The organism is Ruegeria jejuensis (genome assembly GCF_041537905.1).
In the GTDB taxonomy this organism is placed as follows: domain Bacteria; phylum Pseudomonadota; class Alphaproteobacteria; order Rhodobacterales; family Rhodobacteraceae; genus Ruegeria_C.
In genome coordinates this window covers 35,993-58,622 of sequence record NZ_JBGRUO010000021.1, presented here as the reverse complement: position 1 = coordinate 58,622, position 22,630 = coordinate 35,993, and the positions used below count along the sequence as shown (strand labels likewise).

Annotated in this window: 19 protein-coding genes; 3 read left to right on the top strand and 16 right to left on the bottom strand. The window is 63.5% G+C overall.

The genetic code is table 11. The annotated features are described in order from the left end of the window. From AB1E34_RS20195 to AB1E34_RS20165, 7 genes are all read right to left on the bottom strand, one after another. Nucleotides 1-741: an SDR family oxidoreductase gene (locus AB1E34_RS20195; RefSeq protein ID WP_372574121.1), complete on the bottom strand. Its 741-nt coding sequence runs from the start codon at nt 739-741 to the stop codon at nt 1-3. 63 nt (nt 742-804) lie between these two features. After that, complete coding sequence (gene arfB, locus AB1E34_RS20190; RefSeq protein ID WP_372574120.1) at nt 805-1,224, bottom strand: alternative ribosome rescue aminoacyl-tRNA hydrolase ArfB; 420 nt, start codon at nt 1,222-1,224, stop codon at nt 805-807. A gap of 261 nt (nt 1,225-1,485) precedes the next feature. After that, nucleotides 1,486-2,121, bottom strand: a complete 636-nt coding sequence (locus tag AB1E34_RS20185) for a queuosine precursor transporter (RefSeq protein WP_372574119.1) — start codon at nt 2,119-2,121, stop codon at nt 1,486-1,488. 93 nt (nt 2,122-2,214) lie between these two features. Continuing rightward, nucleotides 2,215-3,099: an esterase-like activity of phytase family protein gene (locus AB1E34_RS20180; RefSeq protein ID WP_372574118.1), complete on the bottom strand. Its 885-nt coding sequence runs from the start codon at nt 3,097-3,099 to the stop codon at nt 2,215-2,217. Beyond that, nucleotides 3,072-3,944, bottom strand: coding sequence for a penicillin-insensitive murein endopeptidase (gene mepA / locus AB1E34_RS20175; RefSeq protein ID WP_372574117.1), 873 nt, complete (start codon nt 3,942-3,944; stop codon nt 3,072-3,074). The genes AB1E34_RS20180 and mepA overlap by 28 nt, the downstream gene beginning before the upstream one ends. Continuing rightward, complete coding sequence (locus tag AB1E34_RS20170; RefSeq protein ID WP_372574116.1) at nt 3,944-5,308, bottom strand: MFS transporter; 1,365 nt, start codon at nt 5,306-5,308, stop codon at nt 3,944-3,946. The genes mepA and AB1E34_RS20170 overlap by 1 nt, the downstream gene beginning before the upstream one ends. Nucleotides 5,309-5,354: 46 nt before the next feature. Continuing rightward, on the bottom strand, nt 5,355-5,903 hold the full coding sequence (locus AB1E34_RS20165) for an acyl-CoA thioesterase (protein ID WP_372574115.1): 549 nt from the start codon (nt 5,901-5,903) through the stop codon (nt 5,355-5,357). A gap of 133 nt (nt 5,904-6,036) precedes the next feature. On the opposite strand from AB1E34_RS20165, the gene AB1E34_RS20160 reads away from it, so the two are divergent. From AB1E34_RS20160 to yaaA, 3 genes are all read left to right on the top strand, one after another. Then, nucleotides 6,037-6,324, top strand: coding sequence for a YggT family protein (locus AB1E34_RS20160; RefSeq protein ID WP_306197155.1), 288 nt, complete (start codon nt 6,037-6,039; stop codon nt 6,322-6,324). Nucleotides 6,325-6,413: 89 nt separating this feature from the next. Continuing rightward, nucleotides 6,414-8,453, top strand: coding sequence for a DNA helicase RecQ (gene recQ / locus AB1E34_RS20155; RefSeq protein WP_372574114.1), 2,040 nt, complete (start codon nt 6,414-6,416; stop codon nt 8,451-8,453). Nucleotides 8,454-8,483: 30 nt separating this feature from the next. Further along, nucleotides 8,484-9,290, top strand: coding sequence for a peroxide stress protein YaaA (yaaA, locus tag AB1E34_RS20150; RefSeq protein WP_372574113.1), 807 nt, complete (start codon nt 8,484-8,486; stop codon nt 9,288-9,290). Nucleotides 9,291-9,312: 22 nt separating this feature from the next. Here the strand turns inward: yaaA and AB1E34_RS20145 are convergent, their stop codons facing one another. The 9 genes from AB1E34_RS20145 to AB1E34_RS20105 all read right to left on the bottom strand — a co-directional run bounded on the left by AB1E34_RS20145 (nt 9,313) and on the right by AB1E34_RS20105 (nt 22,596). After that, nucleotides 9,313-10,101 (bottom strand): IclR family transcriptional regulator, encoded by a 789-nt coding sequence (locus AB1E34_RS20145; RefSeq protein ID WP_372574112.1) that lies wholly within the window; start codon nt 10,099-10,101, stop codon nt 9,313-9,315. Then, nucleotides 10,091-11,245, bottom strand: a complete 1,155-nt coding sequence (locus tag AB1E34_RS20140; RefSeq protein ID WP_372574111.1) for an acyl-CoA dehydrogenase family protein — start codon at nt 11,243-11,245, stop codon at nt 10,091-10,093. Before AB1E34_RS20140 ends, AB1E34_RS20145 begins: the two co-directional genes overlap by 11 nt. Nucleotides 11,246-11,269: 24 nt before the next feature. Continuing rightward, complete coding sequence (locus AB1E34_RS20135; protein ID WP_372574110.1) at nt 11,270-12,466, bottom strand: acyl-CoA dehydrogenase family protein; 1,197 nt, start codon at nt 12,464-12,466, stop codon at nt 11,270-11,272. Beyond that, entirely contained in the window at nt 12,466-13,644 is a 1,179-nt protein-coding gene (locus AB1E34_RS20130; protein WP_372574109.1) for an acetyl-CoA C-acyltransferase, read from the bottom strand. The genes AB1E34_RS20135 and AB1E34_RS20130 overlap by 1 nt, the downstream gene beginning before the upstream one ends. 11 nt (nt 13,645-13,655) lie before the next feature. Next, complete coding sequence (locus tag AB1E34_RS20125) at nt 13,656-15,725, bottom strand: FAD-dependent oxidoreductase (RefSeq protein ID WP_372574164.1); 2,070 nt, start codon at nt 15,723-15,725, stop codon at nt 13,656-13,658. A 184-nt stretch (nt 15,726-15,909) separates the two neighbouring features. Next, the gene (locus AB1E34_RS20120; protein ID WP_372574108.1) at nt 15,910-17,952 is read right to left on the bottom strand and encodes a hypothetical protein; all 2,043 of its coding nucleotides are present in this window, start codon (nt 17,950-17,952) and stop codon (nt 15,910-15,912) included. Beyond that, the gene (locus AB1E34_RS20115) at nt 17,949-20,720 is read right to left on the bottom strand and encodes a DUF4159 domain-containing protein (protein ID WP_372574107.1); all 2,772 of its coding nucleotides are present in this window, start codon (nt 20,718-20,720) and stop codon (nt 17,949-17,951) included. The genes AB1E34_RS20120 and AB1E34_RS20115 overlap by 4 nt, the downstream gene beginning before the upstream one ends. Continuing rightward, the gene (locus AB1E34_RS20110; RefSeq protein WP_372574106.1) at nt 20,717-21,592 is read right to left on the bottom strand and encodes a DUF58 domain-containing protein; all 876 of its coding nucleotides are present in this window, start codon (nt 21,590-21,592) and stop codon (nt 20,717-20,719) included. The genes AB1E34_RS20115 and AB1E34_RS20110 overlap by 4 nt, the downstream gene beginning before the upstream one ends. Next, nucleotides 21,589-22,596: an AAA family ATPase gene (locus AB1E34_RS20105; protein WP_372574105.1), complete on the bottom strand. Its 1,008-nt coding sequence runs from the start codon at nt 22,594-22,596 to the stop codon at nt 21,589-21,591. The genes AB1E34_RS20110 and AB1E34_RS20105 overlap by 4 nt, the downstream gene beginning before the upstream one ends. Between the last annotated feature and the right edge of the window lie 34 nt (nt 22,597-22,630).

The following is a 22,630-nucleotide window of genomic DNA, read 5'->3' as shown; positions in this document are numbered from 1 at the left end:
TCAGATGCACCGCCCGCCATCCACCTCAAGCGCGGCGCCGGTGATCATAGACGCTTCGTCCGAGCACAGGAATGCGGCCGCGTTGCCCATATCCTGCGGGGTGGAAAAGCGGCCGATCGGGATGGTCGACAGGAATTTCGCACGCATCTCGGGCGTGTCCTCGCCCATGAAGGATTTCAGCAGCGGGGTCTCGCCCGCCACCGGGCAGAGCGCGTTGACGCGCACGCAGTCAGGCGCCAATTCGACCGCCATCGTCTTGGTGGCGGTGATCATCCAGCCTTTCGAGGCATTGTACCAGTTCAGTTTCGGGCGCGGCGACAGCCCGGCGGTCGAGGCGATGTTCAGGATCACGCCGGAACCTTGCGCCTTCAACTGCGGCACCAGCGCGCGGGCGGTCAGGTAGACTGATTTCATGTTCACGGCGACAACCCGGTCGAAATCCTCTTCGCTGACCTCTTCCAGAGGCGCAGGCATGTGAGTCACCCCTGCATTGTTGACCAGAATATCGATCTGACCAAAGGCGGCTTCGGCCATATGCACCATCTTCGCAACCGACACCGCCTCGGAGACGTCTGTCTCGCAAGCCGTGCCGCCAATCTCATCCGCAAGCTGTTCCGCTGCATCGCGGTTCAGATCGGCGATCATGACATGTGCGCCCTCCTGCGCGAATTTGCGCGCGATGCCCGCGCCGAAACCTGACGCGCCGCCGGTGACAATGGCGGATTTCCCCTCCAGCCGCATGGCCGCATCTCCTCCCCTATGTGCCTTTCGTGAACCCTAGCAGCGCGCCGACCGGATGCCAGCCTATTCGTCGCTGATCCGGCCCCGCAACGCCTTGACCGCGCCGCGTGCTTTTTTGGACTCCAGCCTGCGCCTTACCGATCCGTATGTGGGCTTGGTGGGCACCCGGCACTTCGGCTTGACCAGCGCGCGCGTGAGCAGTTCGACCAGCCGTTCGCGCGCGATATCACGGTTGCGCGCCTGCGAGCGGGTCTCGTCGCACTGGATGATGATGGCACCGTCCTTGGTCCATTTCCGGCCCGCCAGCCGTTTCAGCCGCGCCTTGACCGGATCAGGCAGCGAGGGCGAGCGCGCCGCCTCGAACCGAAGCTCCACGGCGGTGGCCACTTTGTTCACATTCTGCCCGCCAGGCCCCGAGGCGCGCATGAAGCTTTCGGTAAGCTCCCAGTCGTGAATGATGATGGTGTCGCCGATCCTGAGCATGGGTGGAGCTTAACCGGGCAGTGCAGAAACAAAAAGGGCCGCCCCAGCGGGACGGCCCTTCGAAAGTTCAGGAGGTTGGGTCGGTTAGATCAATCGACCAGCCGGAGCGCGCGCTCCGCCAAGGGCTGCCCTAGCAGGCGATCCCCCCGGTTGTTCCGACACCTCTCTCCAATCTCTTTCTCGACACTGGATCACCTCCTTTTCTAACTGTTGCGGTTAGCAAGGAGCGTGACACAAGCTGTGCCGATCTCAAAGCGTTTTTTATGCGGGCTGCGCAGCTGTCATCCGCGCCACGATCAGACGGAACGGCACCAGAGCAATCAGCGCCAGCGCCAGTTTGACCAGCCAGTCGGCAAAGCCCAGCGTCACCCAGAGCGGCGCTTCGGGGCCGGTGAGCAGGAAGGGCACAGGCTCCCACGCCCAGGAAATCACGGCGTCGGCGTTTGTGCCGAAGAACGTAACCGAGGCTGAGAAGGCGATGGTGAAGAACAACGCGGTGTCCAGCGCCGAGCCAACCAGCGTTGAGACCAGCGGCGCACGCCACCAGCGGCCCGCGCGCAGGCGGTCAAACAGCGCCACATCGGTCAGTTGCGCGATCAGGAAGGCGGTGCCCGAGGCGACGGCGACGCGCAGCGGCACGGCAGGGCCGAACTCCAGCATGATCTGGCTGCCGATCAGCGAGCAGAGGATGCCGGTGACGAAACCGGCAAGCACGACCTTGCGCGCGGCCTGCACGCCATAGACGCGGTTCATGATGTCGGTGACGATGAAGGCGCAAGGGTAGGTGAACGCGCCCCAGGTCAGCAGACCGTCGAGGATCAGGAACTGAACCAGAATGTTGGAGGCAACCACAATGGCGGCCATGGCAAGAATGCCGGGAAGGTAGGTACGTGTCATATCTTGGTGCCCGTTTTGACAAGGTAGCGGCGACTTGGCCCGATTCATTTCAGGCAGGCCGCGCTAATAGCCGCTGTTTTCGGCTTTGGCAAGTCAGTCCGGCAGGGTGTATTCCACGATCTCGGTGCGCAGGAAGAACACGAAATTGTCGTCCGAGATCATTGTGGCACGCAGCTTACCCCCGTCGTTGCGCCAGACCGAGACCCCTTCAAGATTCTCATGGGCACCGGCGCGCGTGTCGAGCACGGTTTCCTCGTTTGTGGCCTCCGTATCGCTCACCGTCCAGCGTCGCAATCGGCTGCGAAACCCCAAAGCCCCGGTCGCGCGCTCCAGAACATACAGCCGCCCGTCCGGGCCGAAATCTGCCCCGACCGGCAGGTAATCACCGCGCGGCGGCAGCTTGAACGGGGTCGACCAGCGCCGCCCGTCCCAGCGATAGACCGGGATGGAGCCATCTGCGGCGCGGCTGCTTTCGGGCATGGTGTAAAGTCGCCCCTGTGCGTCGATTGCGAGCGGCTCGAACGAGCCGTTGCTGGCCAGATCCTTGAACGCCTCGGGGCGCGGCAGCACGTTTGACCGGCTTTCGGGATCGGCATAATGTGCGAGGCGATGCACCCCTTCGAACGAGATGTAATGGCTGCCGTCAGGCCCGATGGCCAGACCTTCGGAATCGCCTGCCCGCCCGATCAGGGGTTTATTCTTGCTGGACCGGACCCAGTTGGCCGATGTGACCTCGACACCGCTGACACGTCCGTCCTTGCGCTGTAAATCCGCGCTCACAAGGATCGAGCGGTCGCTGAGCGCCAGCATCGAGCTGCCGTCTTCTGACACTTCAAGGCCGGAAAACCCGCCAAACCATGGGGCCTTGCCGGTCCACAGATAGCTGCCGGCGGGCGTTGCGCCGGATCGCTCCACCGCATGCACACTGCCCGTCAGGATCAGGGCGCAGATTACCGCGACTGCAGAACGGCGGCGCATTGCTGGGGCAGGTCGGAAAGGGTGTATTCCCGGCGCTTCTTGGGCGCCGGTGCGTTGGGGTCACGCGGTTTGGGCGGTGGCGGGTTCAGGATATTGTTGACCCATTGCTGCGCCTCGGCGCAGCCATCCCCCTTTGGGGGCGGATCCTGATTGACGCAGCCCCGCACGCCTTTGGGGCAGCTCAGCCGGACATGGAAATGATAGTGATGGCCCCACCACGGCCGGATTTTGCGCAGCCATTTGCGATTACCCTTGGCATCCTTGCACATCTGCACCTTGGCGCCGGGAAAGACGAAGATTCGCGCGACGCGCTTGTCCTTGGCCGCGGCTTTCAGGATCTCGTGATGTTGCCGGGTCCAATTGGCGTTGACAAACGCCCCTTCGGCCCGCCGCATCGAGATTGACGAGATGTTCTCGCGGTTGCGGCGCGACAGGTTCAGCTTGTTGGCCGGGCGCATCCAGATGTCGATATCCAGACCGATCTGGTGGCTGCGATGGCCGCTCAGCATTGGGCCGCCGCGCGGCTGGCTGATATCGCCAATATAGAGCCCGTCCCAGCCTGGCTGTTTCGCCGCGAACTGGCTTAGGTCCTGGATGTAGTCGATGGTTTCGGGGTGACCCCAGTTGCGATTGCGCGACAGGCGCATCGCCTGCCAGGTCGGTCCGGTCTCGGGCAGTTGCACGGAACCTGCGGCGCAGCCCCGGGAATAGCTGCCATAAGCAGCGGATTTCTGCCGGGAGCCTTGCGATTGAGCCCCGAACAACTCCTTGGCCAGCGGGGCGGCATCTGCGGTGGCACTTAGTCCGGCTAGCGCGGCAATCGTCACAAGTACCCGTAAAAACATCAGGTCTGATCCCCTTCCGGTCTTACCCAGCGCAACAATATGAGCCCCAGAATAAACAACCCGATCACTGGGGAAACCCCCAATCTCGCATCTCCGAATATCCCGGTCGCCACGCCGATCAACATGGGCGCCAGAAAGGCAGTTGCACGACCCGACAGACCATAGAGCCCGAAGCTTTCGGTCGGGTGGTCCGGCGCGGTGTGGCGCACCATTAGTGATCGGCTGGCCGATTGCAGCGTGCCACCCATGCCGCCAATCAGAACGCCGCAGCCAAAGAACAGGATATCGGGCAGCGAGGACCCCTCGGGCAGTGCGATGCCGAAAATCTGGGTGCGGTCCATACCGACAATCAGTGCGCAAACCGCGATCAGGATAAGGATGCAGCCGCAGATAACCGGTTTCGGCCCCAGCCGTTTGTCGAGCTTGCCGCCGAAATAGACAAAGATCGCCGAGGCCAGAACGCTGACGATACCAAAAATCCCGATCTTGATCAGATCCCATTCCAGCACCAGCCGCGCATAAACACCACCAAAACTGTAAAGCCCGTTCAACGCATCACGATAGAGCATCGAGGACCCAAGATAGGCTGAAAGGCTGTAGCGATGCCGTAAATCCGCGATCGTCCGGCCCAACAGGCGCAGCGCCCCGGAAAACGATCCCCTCTTGCCGCTACGCGGCCCGTCCCGGACCCAGAGGAAATAGGGGATCATGAAGACAATGTACCAGGCGGCGGTCATCGGCCCGACAAAGCGGGTGCCCTCCATCTGCGCGGCGTTCAAGCCAAAGGCCGGGTCGAGGCCGATCAGGGTTTTTCCATTGGGCTGTTCGACGAAGAACAGCAACATGATGGCCAATGAGATCAGCCCGCCGAAGTAACCAAAGGCAAAGCCGCTGCCCGAGATCTCGCCAACATCCTCTTTGTTGCTGATATCGGGTAATTGCGAATTGATGAAGATCAGTGCGTATTCCGCGCCGACAAAGCCGAGACCGAAAGCTGACAGCATCAGCCACATGTTCGACCCGTCCGGCAGCGTGAACCAGAGCGCGGCAGAGCCCACCGCATACATCACCGAAAAGGCGAAAATCCACGGCATGCGGCGGCCAGTGACATCGGCAAACGCGCCCATCAGCGGGGCGCCGAAGGCGATGATCAGCCCGGTGATGGTCAGACAGTTGGCCCAGACAACCTGCGCCCGCGCCGCCGCTGCGTGGGCGGAAAGCCCGGTGGTCACGAAATACTCGGCGGCGACACCGGCGAAATAGGGGCCGAAGATGAAGGTAACCAGAAGCGAATGATAAGGCTGGCTGGCCCAGTCGAAAAACCACCAGCCCCAGACGCGTTTGCGCGCGGAAATTTCTGCCATGCCCGTCCTCAAGTGCTTTGCCTAGATATGACGGGCTGCGCGCGCGTTACACAAGCTTTTCCTGCATCGGCGGCCAGGGGCGCAGCGCGTCAGCAGCACACCAGGCCGCAAGCCATTCGGGCATCGGGGGCGATGTCGTGTCCTCTTGCCCCATTTGGAGCAGTACTTCGGAGGGCGGAACGATCCCGTTCTCATTGGTAACCGCAGACCGGAACACCACATGGCTGGCGCATTCGCCGTTCCGTTTCCACATGGTTTGCTCCAGGTAGATGAACCGTTCATCCCAACAAATGGCACGAGACCGCATTTCGAACCGTTCAAACCCGCGAATGCGGCGGCGGAACCGCACCGTGGAGCCGGCCATGGTCATGGCCCAGCGACGCGCCAGAATGGCCTTGCCCAGGCCCACACGTTGCGCCAGCATGGTGCGCCCCAGATCATAGAGCGTCATGGCGCGGCCATTGTTCAACTCCAGCCAGATATCCAGGTCCCAGGGCCAGCACCTGTGGTTCGACACATGGGTCTCGGTCAGCTCAAGCGGCTGCATGCGGCTGGCAACGAACATGTCTTTCGCCAAGCGGACAATCGGGAACATCGGGCTCTCCAAAGCGGTTTGCCGATACACATGCGAAAAGTGACGCAGACGTCAATCACGACGGTGCGGCATCCTTGCGCTTTTGCATGCCAGCGATTACCTGTCGGGCAGATCATGAAGGAGAATTCTGACGATGATGGCAATCTACGGACCGCTGCAGCTGATCCTCAGCGTGGTTTATTTCTTCATCATCGTGCATGTGATCATGAGCTGGCTCATCAATTTCAACGTTCTCAACGTGCATCAGCAGCTTGTCGGGCAGATCTGGTACGGGCTGAATCGGCTGCTGGAGCCGATCTATCGCCCGATCCGCAACATCCTGCCCGATACCGGCGGGTTGGACCTTGCGCCGTTGGTGGCCTTCATCATCGTGCTCTCGCTGCAGAACTACATCCTGCCGACGCTGTTTGGCTTCATGTAGGCGTCACGCCCTCTTGTTCACCGATTCTTAGTGTGGAACACTGCTTGGTAAGAGCAGACAGACAACACTGAGAACAGGATCACCTGCCCATGCTGGACGCAGCGCCGCTTTTGCGGGACGTCTTTGGATTCGACGCCTTTCGCCCCGGGCAGGAAGAGATCGTCGATGCGGTGAGTTCTGGTGAAAATGTGCTGGCCATCATGCCTACGGGTGGGGGCAAGTCGCTGTGTTTTCAACTGCCCGCGCTGCTGCGCGAGGGGGTCACGGTGGTGATCTCGCCGCTGATCGCGTTGATGCGCGATCAGGTCCGCGCGCTGCAAGAGGCGGGCGTCTCCGCAGGTGCGCTGACCTCGGGCAACACGCCCGAAGAAAATGATGAGGTCTATGCCGCGCTTGAGGCTGGCGCGCTCAAGCTGCTTTACATCGCACCGGAACGTCTGGCGGCGGGTTCGGCCATGGGGATGCTGCGCCGGATCGGCGTCAGCCTGATCGCGGTGGATGAGGCCCATTGCGTCAGCCAGTGGGGCCATGATTTCCGCCCCGACTATCTGCGTATCGGCGAGTTGCGCCGTGCGCTGGGCGTGCCGCTGGCTGCCTTCACCGCCACGGCGGACGCCGAAACGCGTGATGAGATCGTCACCAAGCTGTTCGAAGATCAGCCGCCACGCATCTTCTTGCACGGGTTTGACCGCCCCAACCTGCATCTGGCCTTTGCCGCCAAGGACGGCCCGCGCCGTCAGATCTTGGATTTCGCGGATGCGCGGCGCGGGCAGTCGGGCATTGTTTATTGCGGCACCCGCAACAAGACCGAGGCGCTAGCTGCTGCGTTACGCGAGCAGGGTCACAAGGCCTGCCATTATCACGGCGGGATGGAGGCCGAGGATCGGCGGCAGGTGGAAATCCGCTTTGCCCGCGAGGATGGCTTGATCGTGGTGGCGACGGTGGCCTTCGGGATGGGCATCGACAAGCCCGACATCCGCTGGGTCGCCCATGCCGACCTGCCCAAATCCATCGAGGCCTATTATCAGGAAATCGGTCGCGCCGGGCGCGACGGTGCTCCGGCCGAAACGCTGACCCTGTTCGGGCCGGACGACATCCGTTTGCGGCGCGCGCAGATCGACGAGGGGCTGGCCCCGCCGGAACGGCGCATCGCCGATCATGGTCGCCTGAATGCGCTGCTGGGTCTGGCCGAGGCGCTGGAGTGTCGCCGCAAGACCCTGCTGGGCTATTTCGGGGAAGAGGCCGAAAGCTGCGATAAATGCGATCTCTGCGCCCAGCCCGCCAAGGTGATGGATGGCACTCAACCGGTGCGCATGGCCCTATCGGCGATCCTGCGCACCGAGGAATGGTTTGGCGCGGGACACCTGATCGACATATTGGTGGGCAACGAAACCGACCGCGTGCGCGACCGGCGCCATGATCAGTTACAGACGTTCGGCGTCGGGCGGGCCCATAGCAAACAGCAATGGCAGGCGATCTTTCGGCAAATGATGGGCCATGACCTGATCCGCCCCGATCCCGAGCGTCACGGCGCCCTGCGCATGACCGAGGCGGCGCTGCCGATCCTGAAAGGCCAGGCCAGCATCCGTCTGCGCCAGGACACGATCAAGGCGGCGGGGCGGCGTCCGGCGGTCAAGGCAATGGTCTCGGACGAGGATGCACCGCTGCTCTCGGCCCTCAAGGCCAAGCGCCGCGCGCTGGCCGAGGCCGCCAAGGTGCCCGCTTACGTGATCTTCCCTGACCGTACCCTGATCGAGATGGCCGAAAGACGCCCCGCGACGCTTGACGACATGGCGCGGGTCAGCGGGGTCGGGGCGAAGAAACTGGACCGCTACGGCGCGATGTTCCTGCAAGTGATCACTGGCGCGGAAGAGAGCCATCACCCCCAGCAGCGCAAACTCGCGGGCGCGGGCAAGGCGGCACTGTTCGATCAGTTGCTTGAAGTGCAGACTGAACTCGCACGGGGGGCTGACGGCACCCAAAAACCGCTCAGCTGTTCGGCGGCGCAACTGGCCAAGGTGGCGCAGCTTCAGGCAGATGATCAGACCGGGTTGCAGCGGGTGCTGGGCGAAAGCCGGGCGAAACGTTTTGGTCCGGCGTTTCTGGACGTGCTGCGCGCGGCGGGCTAGGTCCGCACTTAGACACGGGAAGGGGTGGATATGCTTGTAGTGATTTCTCCGGCCAAGCGGCTGGACTGGGCAGAGCGCGACGTCGCGCCGACGCAGCCCGATTTTCAGGACGATGCCATCCGGCTGGCGCGCACGGCGCGCAACCTGACGCTGGGCGATCTGCGCAAGTTGATGGGGTTGAGCGATGATCTAGCGCGTCTGAACCGCGACCGATTCCGGTCTTTTGCCGAAGACCCGGCTGCAGATGCGGTGCGACCGGCGGCGCTGGCCTTTGCCGGGGACACCTATCAGGGGCTTGAAGCCGCCTCGCTCGACAGTGATGAGATGCGCTGGGCGCAGGATCACCTGCGTATCCTGTCGGGGCTTTATGGCGTGTTGCGGCCCCTGGATGCGATCCAACCCTACCGGCTGGAAATGGGCAGCAGGCTGAAGACACGGCGCGGCAAGTCGCTTTATGACTACTGGCGTGATCAGTTGAGCAAAGCGCTTAATGCACAGGCAGCTGAAATCGGGAGCGACACGCTGATCAACTGCGCCAGCCAGGAATATTTCGGGGCCGTCGCGCCCGCCGCGCTCAAGCTGCGGGTGATCACGCCTGTCTTTATGGAAGACAAGGCCGGCAGCCCCAAGATCGTCAGCTTCTTTGCCAAGAAAGCGCGCGGGGCGATGGCGCGCTACATCATCCGCAATCGTCTGACTGATCCGGCGGGTTTGCTGGAGTTCGACACCGGTGGATATGTATATCAGCCCGAGATGTCCGACCCCGACCGGCCTGTTTTCCTTCGGCCTTATGCCGTCTCTACGCAGGCGTCGCCCGCGCAGACAGTCAATGCCTGAGGTCGGTTGGCAAGTCAGCCATTCAGATAGGAGCGATGGCGGGAAAACTCTGACCAGTGGCGCGCCGCAACTCGTCAACGGCGCGCGCCAGTGCCGGGCCGACACTGTCGTGAATTCTCTCGTCGCTCAGCGCGTCCGATGTCGCACCGCTAAAGAACGACACAGGCGCGCCAAATTCCGAGGGACGATAGGGTGTCGCCAGCGCGTTTATGGAGCGCGCGAAGCGCTCGGGACCGCTGACAAAGGCATAGCCATGGGCCAGCATCTGATCGCGCGCCTGTTCGGTCAGCTTTGCCAGCGCTTCCCCCTGCTCATCAGGCAAGAGTGCGGCGAGCTTGCGCGTCTCTTCATCGGTCAGCGCCCCGATATAGGCCGCCCCCGAGGAAGAGGACAGCATCGGCATGCGATACCCAACATCCAGCCAGATCGAGGGCGACCCCGCTGGCCGCCAGGTCTTGACCATCAGCATCTTGCCATCATCCTGAATCGCCACCCCGATCAGCGTGGCGGTCTCATCCGCCAGGCGCTGCATGATCGGCGTGGCGATCTCGACAAACGAAAAGGAGGCCGCCGCGATATTCCCAAGCGCCAGTGCTGCCGGGCCAAGCCGGTATTTGTCATGGTGGCGACCATGGGTCAGATACCCCAGAGCGCAGAGCGTGAAGGTCAGCCGCGACACGGTGGAGCGGGGGATGCCGGTACGCTCGGACAGGTCCAGATTGCCCAACCCATTGTCGGTGGGCCGGAACGCCCGCAAGATGCTCAGGCCACGGGCCAGCGTGTTGGCATAGCGTTTGTCACTATCCGGCATCGGCAGAGTTCCCGGTTGTCTCAGGCCCGCTGCTGAGCAGGATGAAACGGTCCAGATGGTGATCCACATCCCCAAAGATATGATCGATCATCACCAGTCGGCGGGCGTGATGGGACAGGGCGTATTCGTCGGTCATGCCGATCCCGCCATGCATCTGGATGCATTCCTCGGCCACCAGCGCGCCGACCCGCCCGATCAGGTTCTTGGTCGCGCTCACATGGCGCTCGCGGGTGAGGCGGTCGGCCTCCAGATGACTGGCCAAGTTGATCACTGCCGAGCGGGCCTGCTCCATCTCGATCAGCATATCGGCCAGCCGGTGCTGTAGCGCCTGAAAACTACCGATCGGCACGCCGAACTGCTTGCGCTCTTTCAGATACTCCACCGTCAGGGCTTTGGCTGCCTCCATCGCCCCCAGCGCTTCGGCGCAGAGTGCAAGCGTCGCGCGGGCATGAGCCGCCTCCATCGCTGCGTAGGTCTGACCCGGAGGTCCCAGCCGCTGGCTCTGATCGACTGCAACAGCCTCCAGAGTGATGCGGGCCGAGGATGTGCCGTCGACATTGACGTGACTATGGCAGTGCACGCCCGCTGTCGTGGAGGGGATTAGAAATAGCGAAATACCATGCTCGTCGGACGGCTCGCCCTCTTCGCGGGCAGATACCAGCAAGATCTCGGCCTGCGCGCCGCCCTGAACATGGGCCTTGGTGCCGTTCAGCACGATGGTACCGCCTGACGTGCTTGCGTGTGTGGTTACATGGTTCAGATCGTAACGTGATTCCGGCTCGGCATGGGCCAGTGTGAGGATGGTTTGCCCGGCAATGACCTGTTGTATCACCTCGCTCTGCCCCTCCGCATCCAGAGCAGTCAGCAGCCCGCCTGCCAGCACGGCTGATCCCAGAACCGGTTCGATCACGCCAGCGCGGCCCAGTTCCTCGAACACGACCATCAGATCGGTGCCGGCCCCGCCATAGCCGCCATGCTCTGGCGCGAAGACCGCGCCGAGAATACCCAACTCGGCCAGCTCCGCGAACATCGCGGCGTCAAAGGCCTGACCGGAGGCCAATACCGCGCGCCGCGCCTCGTGGCTGTAGCGATCCTTCAGGAACCGCCGCAGCATGTCCCGCAGCATCGTTTGGTCTTCACTCAACCCGAAATCCATCTGCCTACCCCGTCAGAGCCCGAGCGCCGATTTGGCGATGATCGTGCGCTGGACCTCGTTCGAGCCGCCGAAAATCGACAATTTGCGCATGTTGAAATACTCCGGCGCGGCAGCAGGCGCATGTTCGGGGCCGAGCGGGTCGGCATTGTCGCCGCCATCCAGAAAATCCGGCAGGTAGGGCATCGCGTCCGGCCCCACCGCGCGGCGCAGAAGCGCGCTCAACTCCTGGCGTAGCAAGGTGCCCTTGACCTTCAGCATTGAGCTTTCGACCCCCGGTGCCTGTCCCTTAGCCGCCGCGCTCAGCATCCGTAGATTGGTGGTCCGCATCGCCATCAGATCGATCTCGACCTGCGCCATGCGGGCCGCGAAATGCGGGTTCTGGTGCAGCGGCCTGCCTCCTGCCATCGTATGTGCCGCCACATGTTTCAGCGTTGCAAGCGCGGCATCGGAAAACCCCACGCCCGCGATGTTGGTGCGTTCATGGGTCAGCAGGTATTTCGCATAGGTCCAACCCCTGTTTTCCTCGCCGACAAGGTTTTCCACAGGCACACGGACATTGTCGAAAAACACCTCGTTCACTTCCGCCGCGCCATCGATCAGTACGATGGGGCGAACTGTGACGCCGGGGGTATCCATGTCGATCAGCAGGAAGGAAATCCCCTCCTGTTTCTTGGCATCGGGGTCGGTGCGCACCAGACAGAAGATCCAGTTGGCGTACTGGCCCAGCGTGGTCCATGTTTTTTGCCCGTTGACCACGTAATGGTTGCCCTCGCGCACCGCGCGGGTCCTCAGCGAAGCCAGATCGGATCCTGCGCCGGGCTCGGAATAGCCCTGACACCACCAGTGTTCGCCGCTCAGGATCGGCGGCAAAAAGCGTTGTCGCTGTTCCTCGCTGCCAAATTCGAACAGCACCGGCGCGAGCATCTTCAACCCAAAAGGCACGATGCGCGGCGCGTGGGCGCGGCAGGCTTCTTCCTCGAAGATCTGGCGCTGCACCGCGTCCCATTCTGCGCCGCCATATTCGCGCGGCCAATTCATCGCCAGCCAGCCGCGCGCGTTCAGCGTCGCGTGCCAGTCCTGCATCTCAGCCTTGGTCAGGCGCTTGCCCAGCCGTACCTTTTCCCGGACCTGCCCAGAGAGGTTTTCGACGAGAAACCCGCGTAGCTCAGCGCGAAACGCCTCTTGCTCGGGTGTGTAGGCGAGGTCCATCAGAAGATCTCGAACAGACCGGCAGCGCCCTGACCGCCACCTATGCACATGGTCACCACGCCCAGCTTCGCGCCCCGGCGCTTGCCTTCGAGCATCAGATGCCCGGTCATGCGCGCGCCGGTCATGCCAAACGGATGCCCGATCGAGATCGAACCGCCATTGACGTTGCAGATCGCAGGATCGATCCCTAGGCGGTCGCGGCAATAAAGCGCTTGGCTGGCGAAGGCCTCGTTCAGCTCCCACAGGTCGATATCCTGCACGCTCAACCCGTGACGTTCCAACAGGCGCGGCACGGCAAAGACCGGCCCGATGCCCATTTCATCAGGCTCGCACCCGGCCACCGCAAAGCCTTTGAACGCCCCGAGCGGCGTGACGCCCTCGCGCGCGGCCACGTCCTCATCCATCAGAACCAGCGCCGCCGCCCCGTCGGAAAGCTGCGAGGCATTGCCTGCGGTGATGAACTGCCCCTCGCCGCGCACCGGTGCGAGGCCTGCCAGCCCCTCCAGCGTGGTGTTGGGGCGGTTGCAGTCATCCATGGCAAAGGTGACCTCCTTGCGGGTGACCTCACCGGTGTCGCGATCCTTGAAGGCCTGCGTTACCGTGATCGGCACGATCTCGTCATCCAGTTTCCCGGCGGCCTGAGCGGCGGCGGTGCGCTGCTGGCTTTGCAGCGCCAACTCATCCTGCGCCTCGCGGCTGATGTCATATCGCTTGGCGACGATATCGGCGGTTTCGATCATGGACAGGTAGAGGTCGGGCTTGTGCTCGCTGATCCATGGCTCCTGCGCCTGCGGCGGGCGCGAGGGCGGCATCTGGCTGATGTTCTCGACCCCACCGGCAAGGGCCGCGGGGGCCTTTTCCATCGTGATCGCATGGGCCGCCATGGCGACGGCCTGCAGCCCGGATGAGCAGAACCGGTTCACCGTCGCAGCGGCCACGGTGACCGGCAGCCCGGCTCGGATCACCGATTGCCGGGCGATATTGCCGCCGGTCAGCCCTTCGGGATAGCCACAGCCGACAAAGGCGTCTTCCAGCAATGCAGGATCGATACCGGCGCGACTGACCGCATGTTCGATGGCATGGCCCGCCATCCTCGCCCCATGGGTTTCGTTGAACGCCCCGCGGTAGGATTTGGCCAACCCGGTGCGCGCGGTCGAGGCAATTACAGCTTGTTTCATCGCAATGATCCTTATGTGTTCAGGCTGGCGAAAGTCTTGCCCTCATCCACCAACCGCTGCAGCAGCGGTGCGGGCTGCCAGAGGAAGTCATCCTCGGCGGCAAATATGGTGATGTCGCGCAGGATCTTATCCAGTCCGACCGTATCGGCATAATACATCGGACCTCCGCGCCAACGCGGAAACCCGTAGCCGTTGAGCAAGGTGACATCGACGTCGAGCGGGCGGCGCGCGATGCCTTCGTCGACCACCCGTGCGGCCTCGTTCACCATGGCTGCCATGTAGCGGTCGATGATCTCTTGATCGGAAAGCGCACGGGCTTCGATGCCTTTGGCCGCGCGTTCCTGTGCAATGATCGCGTCAACCTCGGGATCGGGTGTGGGGCGGCCATCGCCGTAAAGGTAATAGCCCCTGCCGGTCTTGCGGCCAAAGCGGCCCATCTCACACAGACGGTCTGCGAACTCGGCATAAGCCTCGCGCGGGTCGCGGGTGGGGGCCAGGCGCTTGCGGGTGGCCCAGCCGATATCCAGCCCGGCCAGATCGCTGACCGCGTATGGCCCCATGGCGAGGCCAAACCGGACCAGTGCACGATCGACGTCGAACGGGCTGGCCCCGGCGATCACCGTGCCGTCCAGCGACTTGCGATAATGCGACAAGATGCGGTTGCCGATGAATCCGTCACAGACGCCCGCACGGACCGCGACCTTGCCAAGGGTCTTTGCCAGCGCAAAGCCGGTTGCGGTGACTTCCGGGGCGGTCCGGTCCGCGACCACGATCTCCAGCAGCTTCATGACATGGGCAGGCGAGAAGAAATGCAGACCGATCACATCTTCGGGGCGTGCGGTCATCGCGGCGATGGCGTCCACATCCAGATATGAGGTGTTGCTGGCCAGGATTGCGCCGGGTTTGCAGACTGCATCCAGCTTTTCGAACACCTCTTTTTTCACATCGAGGCTTTCAAAAACCGCTTCAATCACGATGTCGGATTGAGCAAATTCCTGGTAATCTGTTGTGGTTTTAAAGCAATCAGACATGATTTCGCCATATTTTACCTCGGCCAGCTTACCCCGCTTCACTGCGCCTTTCAGCAGGCCGGAGACCGCCGCATGTGCCCGATCTGCGGCCTCTGAATGACGCTCGACCAGTGTTACCTTGAGGCCGGCAAGCAAGGCGTTCGTGGCGATGCCCGCGCCCATGGTGCCGCCGCCGACGACGCCCAGAGTCTGGACGTCGCGCGGGGCGACGCCCTTGATCTCGTCCAGCTTTCCAACCTGCCGCTCGGCAAAAAACGCGTGGATCATCGCGCCGCGCTGATCCGACGCCATCAGTTCCTTGAACAACTCCCGCTCCTGCGCAAGACCCTCGGCAAATGGCAGGTCAACCGCGCCCCGAAGCGCGTCCAGAGCCTTTTGCGGGGCGATCTGACCACGTGCGGATTTTGCCAGCTTGGTGCGCGCCGCATCCATTGCACCCGGCTCCGGCGGATTGCAGGCGAGGCGGTTGGTGGGGCGCGGTGCAGCGCCCGTTTCGATCAACGTTTTGGCATAGCCCAGACCCGCGTTCCGGATATCGTCATTGTCCGCGATCTGGTCGATCAGGCCAAACTCAAGCGCGTCTTGCGCGCCGATCTGGCGGCCCGAGGTGATCATGTCGATCGCATTGGACATCGGCACCAGCCGTGGCAAACGCTGGGTGCCGCCCGCGCCGGGCAACAGGCCCAGCATCACCTCTGGCAGCCCGAAACGCGCGGAAGCCAGCGCAATGCGGTAGTGCCCGCCCAGAGCCAGTTCCAGCCCGCCGCCCAAAGCGGTGCCATGCAAAGCGATCACAACCGGTTTGGTCGAGGCCTCGATCTGGTCGATTACGTCGGGAAGCGAGGGCTCCATCAACGGTTTGCCAAATTCGCGGATATCCGCCCCGGCGATGAAGGTTCGGCCCGCGCAGCAGATCAGGATGGCTTTGACCTCCGCCATCTCTGCGGCCTGCGTGACGGTGTCAGAGAGCCCGGCGCGCACGGCTTGGGACAAGGCGTTGACCGGCGGGTTGGACACTTGGATCACGGCAATATCGCCGTGAAGCTCCATCGTGACTGGATGCGACAAAACCGGCCCCTTCTCTCTGCTGCCTCATATTGGCAGAGGGATAGAAGATTGCCTTAGAAATTTCAATATGTGGAATTCATTCCCCATAAATAGAATTTCACAAACCCGCGCAGCGAGACCTGACGCGGTAATCCGGGTCCTCTCACGTTCAGATTTGATCTTCGGATCAGTGGCGGCCTTCGCGCAGCCAGCCTGCCAAGATGAAACCGGCAGCGAGGAACAGGACCAGCCAGGGCGGCAGCAAGGCGGTTTGCGTCACATCGCGGGTTTCATAGGCGCCACGTGGTGTCAGCCCGATCCAGCCCCGCCCTGCTGCGGGACGCCCTTCGCGCACCGACCGGATCGAGGGCAGCCCGTCTTCCAGACGCATCACGCCGCCGCGCATGGTGGCCAGGATCGGGTCGAGAACCTCGCCCGTCGCAATGGTCTGTTCGAATTCGCGCGGGGCAGCTGGGCCAAGGCCGATAACCGCCTGGCGCTCGCCTTCCTGCAAGCGATAAAGGCCGATCTCAGGCCCTGTATAAAGCGCCTCGAAGCGACCGGGTGAGACCTCCTGCAAGGTGACAGTCTCAGTCTCGCCATTGGGCCGGGTGATGGTTACCGGACCGATCTCTTCCTCAAGCGTGCGGCGGATGATGCGCATGGTGCGGCCCTGCGCATCGGCCCAGAGCGCCTCTTCCTCAAGCTCGGGTTCCTTCATCATCCAATGGGCCAGCCGACGCAGCAGTTCCAGTTGCGGCCCGCCGCCTTCATAGCCCCGGCTCCAGAGCCAGGCGTGATCGGAGGCCAGCAGCGCGACCCGGCCTTCGCCGACTCGATCCAGGATCAGAAGCGGACGCTCGTCGATGCCACTCATCACCACATTGCCTGATCTGGGAAAGACATCAACCTGACGCAGCCACGCGCCCCACTCTTCGATCCCGCCCAGATCGGCGGTAACCGGATGGCGTTCGCCCAGTTCAGTCACCTGTGGCATGTAGCGTTCTTCGATCACACGGGCGGTGGGCTGTGCGGGCAGGGTTGGCCCCAGCGGCGAGCGATAGATGCTGTCGGCGGTGGCAAAGTCAGGCCCGGCGGCGACCAGAACGGCGCCGCCATCCGCGACATATTGCGAGACATTGTCCAGATAGATCGCGGGCAGGATACCGCGCCGCTTGTAGCGGTCAAAGATGATCAGGTCGAAATCGTTGATCTTTTCCAGAAAAAGCTCGCGCGTGGGAAAAGCGATCAGCGACAGTTCATCCACCGGCACGCCATCCTGCTTTTCGGGCGGGCGCAGGATGGTAAAATGCACAAGATCGACGGCACTGTCGGATTTCAGCAGGTTGCGCCATGTGCGCCCGCCGGGATGCGGCTCGCCCGAGACCAGCAGCACCCGCAGCCGGTCACGCACGCCGTTCATCTGGATCAGCGCGGTGTTGTTGCGGTCCGTCAACTCGCCCTCGGCGGCAGGAACAGTGAACTGGATTACGTTGCGCCCGCCATGGGTGAGGGTCACGGGCAGATCGATATCTTGCCCGATAGGCACGGTGAAGGTATCCGGCTCGGCCCCATCGACCGAGATTTGCAGCGGGGCCGAGCGTTGGTCAGCAGGCGTAGCGCCGCTATCCTCGATCCGCAATGTCAGGGTCACCGGCTCGTCAATGATGGCAAAGGCGGGGGCGTTCTTGACGATCAGGCGGCGATCCCAATCGTCGGACCGACCCGATAACAACAGATGCATCGGCGCGGGCAGTTGCGGGGCCATATCGGCATCATGCACCCGACCATCCGAGAGCGCGATGATCCCGGCGACCCGCGCGCGGGGTTCCTCTGCCAAGACCTCGGAAAGTGCGCTCATTAGCTGAGTGCCTGCGTCGCCTTCACCATCGCCGACGCGGACTCGGCGCAATTCGGTGTTGTCACGAGCCTCGATCGTCGCGGCAAGCGCATCCGCCGCTTCTTGGGTCTGCTGTTGCCGGTCGGCCAGGGTCTGGCTGGCGCTGTGATCTTCCAGCAGGATCACGATATCGCTGAGCGGCGCGCGGTCCTCAATCTGATAGGCCGGGCCTGCCAGCGCACCTAGCAGAACGAGCGCCGCAAGGCCCCGCAATGCCCAACCGGACAAGCCACGCCAGAGCGCCAATATGACCCCGGCACCGGCAAGAATGGCCAAAACAGCCAGGGCAGGCCACGGGATCAGCGGGTCAAAGACGATACTTCCTGTCATTGTCCCAACCTGTCCAGAAGTGCGGGCACATGCACCTGATCGGATTTATAGTTACCGGTCAGCACATGCATCACCAGATTGACGCCAAAGCGATAGGCCAGTTCCCGCTGTCGCTCGCCGGCAAAGCCGCGTCCGACCGGCAGCAACGGGCGGCCGTTGCCGTCGATGGCCCAGGCTGCGGCCCAGTCATTGCCACCAATGATCAGCGGGGTGACCCCGTCATTGAGATTGCGGAAGGGCATGCCCTCGATCTGTTCGGCATCGGGTGGGGCGGCCTCGACCCAGACATCCGCACCCTGATGGCGACCGGGGAAATCCTGCAGCAAGTAGAAGGTGCGGGTCAGCACGTGATCGCGCGGCACCGGTTCCAGCGGGGGCACGTCCAGCGGGGCAGCCAGTTGCTGCAATTTGCGCCCATTCGGGCTGCCTGCCCCGAACCGCGCGATATCGGCGTCTCGCGTGTCAAAGAGGATCATGCCGCCTGATCTGAGATAGGCGTTCAGTTTTGAATAGGCTGCGTCCGAAGGCTGCGGCTGATCCGGCGAGATCGGCCAGTAGAGGAAGGGAAAGAAGGCCAGTTCGTCACGCTCAAGGTCGATGCCGACCGGCTCCACCGGTTCCACCGACGTGCGATAGCTGAGGATCTCGCTGAGGCCCCGCAAACCGGCCTGCGCCACATCATCAACGTTGCGGTCGCCGGTCAGCACATGGGCCAGAACCAGTTCAGCGGTGGCGGAGAGGGCGAAATCGGTCTCCTCGCCCTCCTGCGCGCGCGCTTCCGGCGAGACCAGCGAGAATGCCAGCCCGAGCAGGAGAGCAGGGGCCAAGGTCGCCATCCGCAAGCGGCCCGACAGCGCCAGCGAGGCGATCACATCGAGCAGCAGTAACAGCAGCGCCAAGCTCAGTAACGGACCGCCCAGCGGTGTCTCGCGTTCGACCGTAAGGCCTTCGACCGGGATGTCGGAAGGCCAGGTCACGGGCACCAGATCAGCCTCGGCGGTCAGCACATTACGGGCCAGCCGCCGGTCTTCGCTGGCATAGATACCGGGGCGCAGATCGGGGCCGAGCGGGTCTTCGGCCAATGCGGCCCCCTCGACGCCCGGCAGGTTGCCCGCCTCTTCCAGCGCGCCAAAGCCGTCCAGCACCTGCACCGGGGTCCATGTTGTGCCCGCCAGATCTTCCGCCTCGGGCGGCTTGGCCGAGGAGGAGACGGCGAGCCGTTCCAGCATTTCGACAAACAGTCCCGACAGCGGCAGGCTCGACCATTCGGCATTGGCGGTGACGTGGAACAGCACGATCTGACCCTGACCCAGCGGTTTGCGGGTGACCAGCGGCGTGCCGTCGCTGAGCGCGGCAATGACCCGGTCGGCCAGCGTGGGATCGGGCTGCGCCATCACCTGCGCTGTCACACGAACATCGTCGGGCACTGGCAGGCCAAAGAACGGCGAGGTGTCGGGGAAGGGGGCCAGTGCCTTGGGTTCGCCCCAGCTCATCGCGCCGCCCACAGACCGCCCACCGGAGCGCAGGCGTACCGGCATCAGCGGATGCTCGTCATTGCGGCTGACTTCGCTCGCGGCAAGGCGCGGCCCGGCAAAGCGCAGCAGCAAGCCGCCCTCTTCGACCCATTCGGTCAGCGCGGTTTCTTCGGCACCTGACAGCGTGGCCACATCGGCCAGCACGATGACATCGGGTTTGGCGGGCAGGATATCGGCAAGCGCGCCGTTCAGCAGCTCGGCGGTTGGTTGCAGCGCCTGTTCCAGATAATGCAGCGGTGACAGCAGTTCCAGCCCTTCGCGGTCTTCGCGCCCGGCGATCAGCGCAACCTCGCGGCGGCGCAGGCTGTCATCAGCCAGTGTCACGGCACCGGCAGAACGTTGCCCCTGCAACTCGAACCGGGTGATCCGCGCGCGCAATTCCGAAGGCAGCGACAGCGCAGTTTCGGCATGGGTTTCCCCGGACGCAAAGCTGGCGGTGGCCGAGGCCAGAACCCGCGCGGTGCCGCCCGGGTCGCGGCCATGGGCCAGAATGGTGCCCTCCTGCGGCAGCGTTGACGGGCTGCGAATGGCGCGCAGTTGAATGGCGCCATCTTCGAAGAAAGACGGCAACATGCCCAGAACCGGTTTCTCGGTCTGGTAGACGCTGACCGGACCAGCGCTGTCGAGTGCAGCCAGAATCCGGTCGCGGCCCGCATAGTCCAGCCCGTCACTGAACCAGCGGGTTTCAAAGCTTTCGTCGATGGAGGCGATGGCGGTCTCGGCACTGGTGATCTGGGCAATGGCAGGCTGCCAAGGCATCGGCTCCAGCCCCGGCAGACGGTTGCGCCAGACATCGGCGCTCTGGAAGACGGGTTGTTCGGGGGCGCTCAGACGCAGGATCGAGACTGGTCTGCCGGTGCGCCCGGCCTCTCCAAGCTGTGCATCCAACAGAGCTATCTTGTCGGGCCAGGCCGTGGCCCCGGCCCAGCTCGCATCGAGAACGATCAGCAGCGGGCCAGAACCGCTGGCTTCGCGCGAGGGGTTCAGCACCGGTCCGGCAAGGCCGGTGATCACCGCAGCCACAGCCAGCATCCGCAACAGCAACAACCACCACGGTGTCCGGTCCGAGACGCTTTCATCATCGCGCAGACCCAGCAGCAGGGTGACGGCAGGGAACAGGCGGCGGATCGGTGCAGGCGGGACCGCACGCAGGATCAGCCACAGCACCGGCAGCGCCAGAAGACCCAGCAACAGCCAGGGCGCGGTGAAGCCTATGCCGCCAATCACCGTCACCGATGGCCACCATCAAGCGCGCGGTAAATCCACAGCAGCGCCGCCTGGGCACTGTCCCCGGTATGATGCAGGCCGAACTGCCATCCGGTCGCGTGACACAGGTGTTTCAGCCTGTCCTTCCTTTCCGCCAGACGGGCGATGTAGCGCGGCTTAAGGTCCCCGGCCTTCAGGGTTTCGTGACGAAACGTGCCGCCGACGCTTTCGAAGATGGTCCGCCCCTGATATGGGAACTCTTCTTCACTCGGATCAAGGGTCATCATCAAAACCCCGCGCACGCCACGATCGGCGGCCTTTGTCAGGGCCAGTTCCACTTCGTCAAGATCGCCCAGAAAATCTGACAGGAATACGGCGCGCGCATGCGGGATCATGGCGCGGTGTTCGGGGGGCTGGTAGTCGGGCTCGGCATCCTGCGCCCAGGCCTCGGCCAGCCGGATGATCTGCGCATTGCCGCGGCGGGGCGGCAGTGTTGTGCCGGTCAGGCCAACCCGCTCACCGCCCCGGATCAGAAGGATCGCGATGGCCAGCCCAACCAGCCGGGCCCGGTCGGCCTTGGTCGGCAGGGCCTTGTCCGAGGCAAACCGCATCGAGGCGCCCTGATCGACCCACAGCATCACCGATTGCGCAATCTGCCACTCGCGCTCGCGCACGAATTGCTGATCGCCGCGCGCCGAGCGGCGGTGGTCGATCAGGCGTTTGCTGTCGCCGTGCTGTGCCGGGCGGTATTGCCAGAAATCATCGCCCAGCCCGGCGCGGCGGCGGCCGTGATCGCCCAGCAGGACGGTGCCCGCCAGATGCTCGGCCCGCGCCAGCAGCGGCGGCAGGCGCGATGCTTCGGCCTCGGATCGTTCCCTGAGGGTCAGGGCAGGCGTCACGCGGCGGCCTCGGTCCGGCTCAGGCCTTGCGCGGTGCTGTCGATCAGATCGGCCAGACGGTCACCGCGCGCGCGCGCGGCAAAGTTCAGCGCCATCCGGTGGCTGAGAACCGGGCGCGCCATGTCCAGCACATCCTCGGCATTCGGCGCCAGCCGCCCCTGCAACAAGGCACGCGCGCGCACCGTCATCATCAGGGCCTGTGCGGCGCGTGGCCCGGGGCCCCAGGCCACGGTTTCGGCCACTTGTTCGGACACGCCCGCCTCATCAGGCCGGAAGGCGCGCACCAGATCGAGGATCAAATCCACCACCGACTCGCCCACCGGCATCCGCCGCAGCAGGGTCTGGGCGGCGAGCAACTCGTCGCGGGTGAAGACTTGTGTCGCTTCGGCCTCGTCCACACCGGTTGTGGCCAGCAGAATGTCACGCTCGGTCTCGCGGTCGGGATATTCCACATCGACTTGCACCAGGAACCGGTCAAGCTGCGCCTCGGGCAGAGGATAGGTGCCCTCCTGCTCGATCGGGTTCTGGGTGGCCAGCACATGGAACGGCTCGCCCAGCACGCGATCCTCACCAGCGACAGTCACGGTCTTTTCCTGCATCGCCTGCAACAGCGCCGATTGCGTCCGTGGGCTGGCGCGGTTGATCTCATCCGCCATCAAGAGCTGGCAAAAGATCGGCCCCGACACGAAACGAAAATGGCGCGAGCCATCCTCGGCGGTGTCCAACACTTCGGAGCCCAGAATATCGGCGGGCATCAGGTCGGGCGTGAACTGGATGCGGTTGCCATGTAGTCCCATCACGGTCGACAGCGTTTCGACCAGCAGGGTCTTGCCGAGTCCGGGCAATCCGATCAACAGCGCATGGCCGCCACAAAGCAAAGCGGTCAGCGTCAGGTCCACCACACGCTCCTGTCCGATGAAGCGGCGGGTGATCGAGGCCTTGGCCTGCTGAAGCTTTTCTTCCAGCGCTTCGATCTCGGCGACAAGGTCGGTGTGATCGGACATGTCATTCCTTTCTGTGGGCGTCTATGGTTGTGAG

Coding starts and splice junctions, on each gene's coding strand:
- AB1E34_RS20130 (WP_372574109.1), bottom strand. CDS start 13,644: ATGAAACAAGCTGTAATTGCCTCGACCGCGCGCACCGGGTTGGCCAAA.
- AB1E34_RS20160 (WP_306197155.1), top strand. CDS start 6,037: ATGATGGCAATCTACGGACCGCTGCAGCTGATCCTCAGCGTGGTTTAT.
- AB1E34_RS20120 (WP_372574108.1), bottom strand. CDS start 17,952: ATGACAGGAAGTATCGTCTTTGACCCGCTGATCCCGTGGCCTGCCCTG.
- AB1E34_RS20180 (WP_372574118.1), bottom strand. CDS start 3,099: ATGCGCCGCCGTTCTGCAGTCGCGGTAATCTGCGCCCTGATCCTGACG.
- AB1E34_RS20125 (WP_372574164.1), bottom strand. CDS start 15,725: ATGGAGCTTCACGGCGATATTGCCGTGATCCAAGTGTCCAACCCGCCG.
- AB1E34_RS20185 (WP_372574119.1), bottom strand. CDS start 2,121: ATGACACGTACCTACCTTCCCGGCATTCTTGCCATGGCCGCCATTGTG.
- AB1E34_RS20145 (WP_372574112.1), bottom strand. CDS start 10,101: ATGCCGGATAGTGACAAACGCTATGCCAACACGCTGGCCCGTGGCCTG.
- arfB (WP_372574120.1), bottom strand. CDS start 1,224: ATGCTCAGGATCGGCGACACCATCATCATTCACGACTGGGAGCTTACC.
- AB1E34_RS20105 (WP_372574105.1), bottom strand. CDS start 22,596: ATGTCCGATCACACCGACCTTGTCGCCGAGATCGAAGCGCTGGAAGAA.
- AB1E34_RS20165 (WP_372574115.1), bottom strand. CDS start 5,903: ATGTTCCCGATTGTCCGCTTGGCGAAAGACATGTTCGTTGCCAGCCGC.
- AB1E34_RS20195 (WP_372574121.1), bottom strand. CDS start 741: ATGCGGCTGGAGGGGAAATCCGCCATTGTCACCGGCGGCGCGTCAGGT.
- yaaA (WP_372574113.1), top strand. CDS start 8,484: ATGCTTGTAGTGATTTCTCCGGCCAAGCGGCTGGACTGGGCAGAGCGC.
- AB1E34_RS20135 (WP_372574110.1), bottom strand. CDS start 12,466: ATGGACCTCGCCTACACACCCGAGCAAGAGGCGTTTCGCGCTGAGCTA.
- recQ (WP_372574114.1), top strand. CDS start 6,414: ATGCTGGACGCAGCGCCGCTTTTGCGGGACGTCTTTGGATTCGACGCC.
- mepA (WP_372574117.1), bottom strand. CDS start 3,944: ATGTTTTTACGGGTACTTGTGACGATTGCCGCGCTAGCCGGACTAAGT.
- AB1E34_RS20170 (WP_372574116.1), bottom strand. CDS start 5,308: ATGGCAGAAATTTCCGCGCGCAAACGCGTCTGGGGCTGGTGGTTTTTC.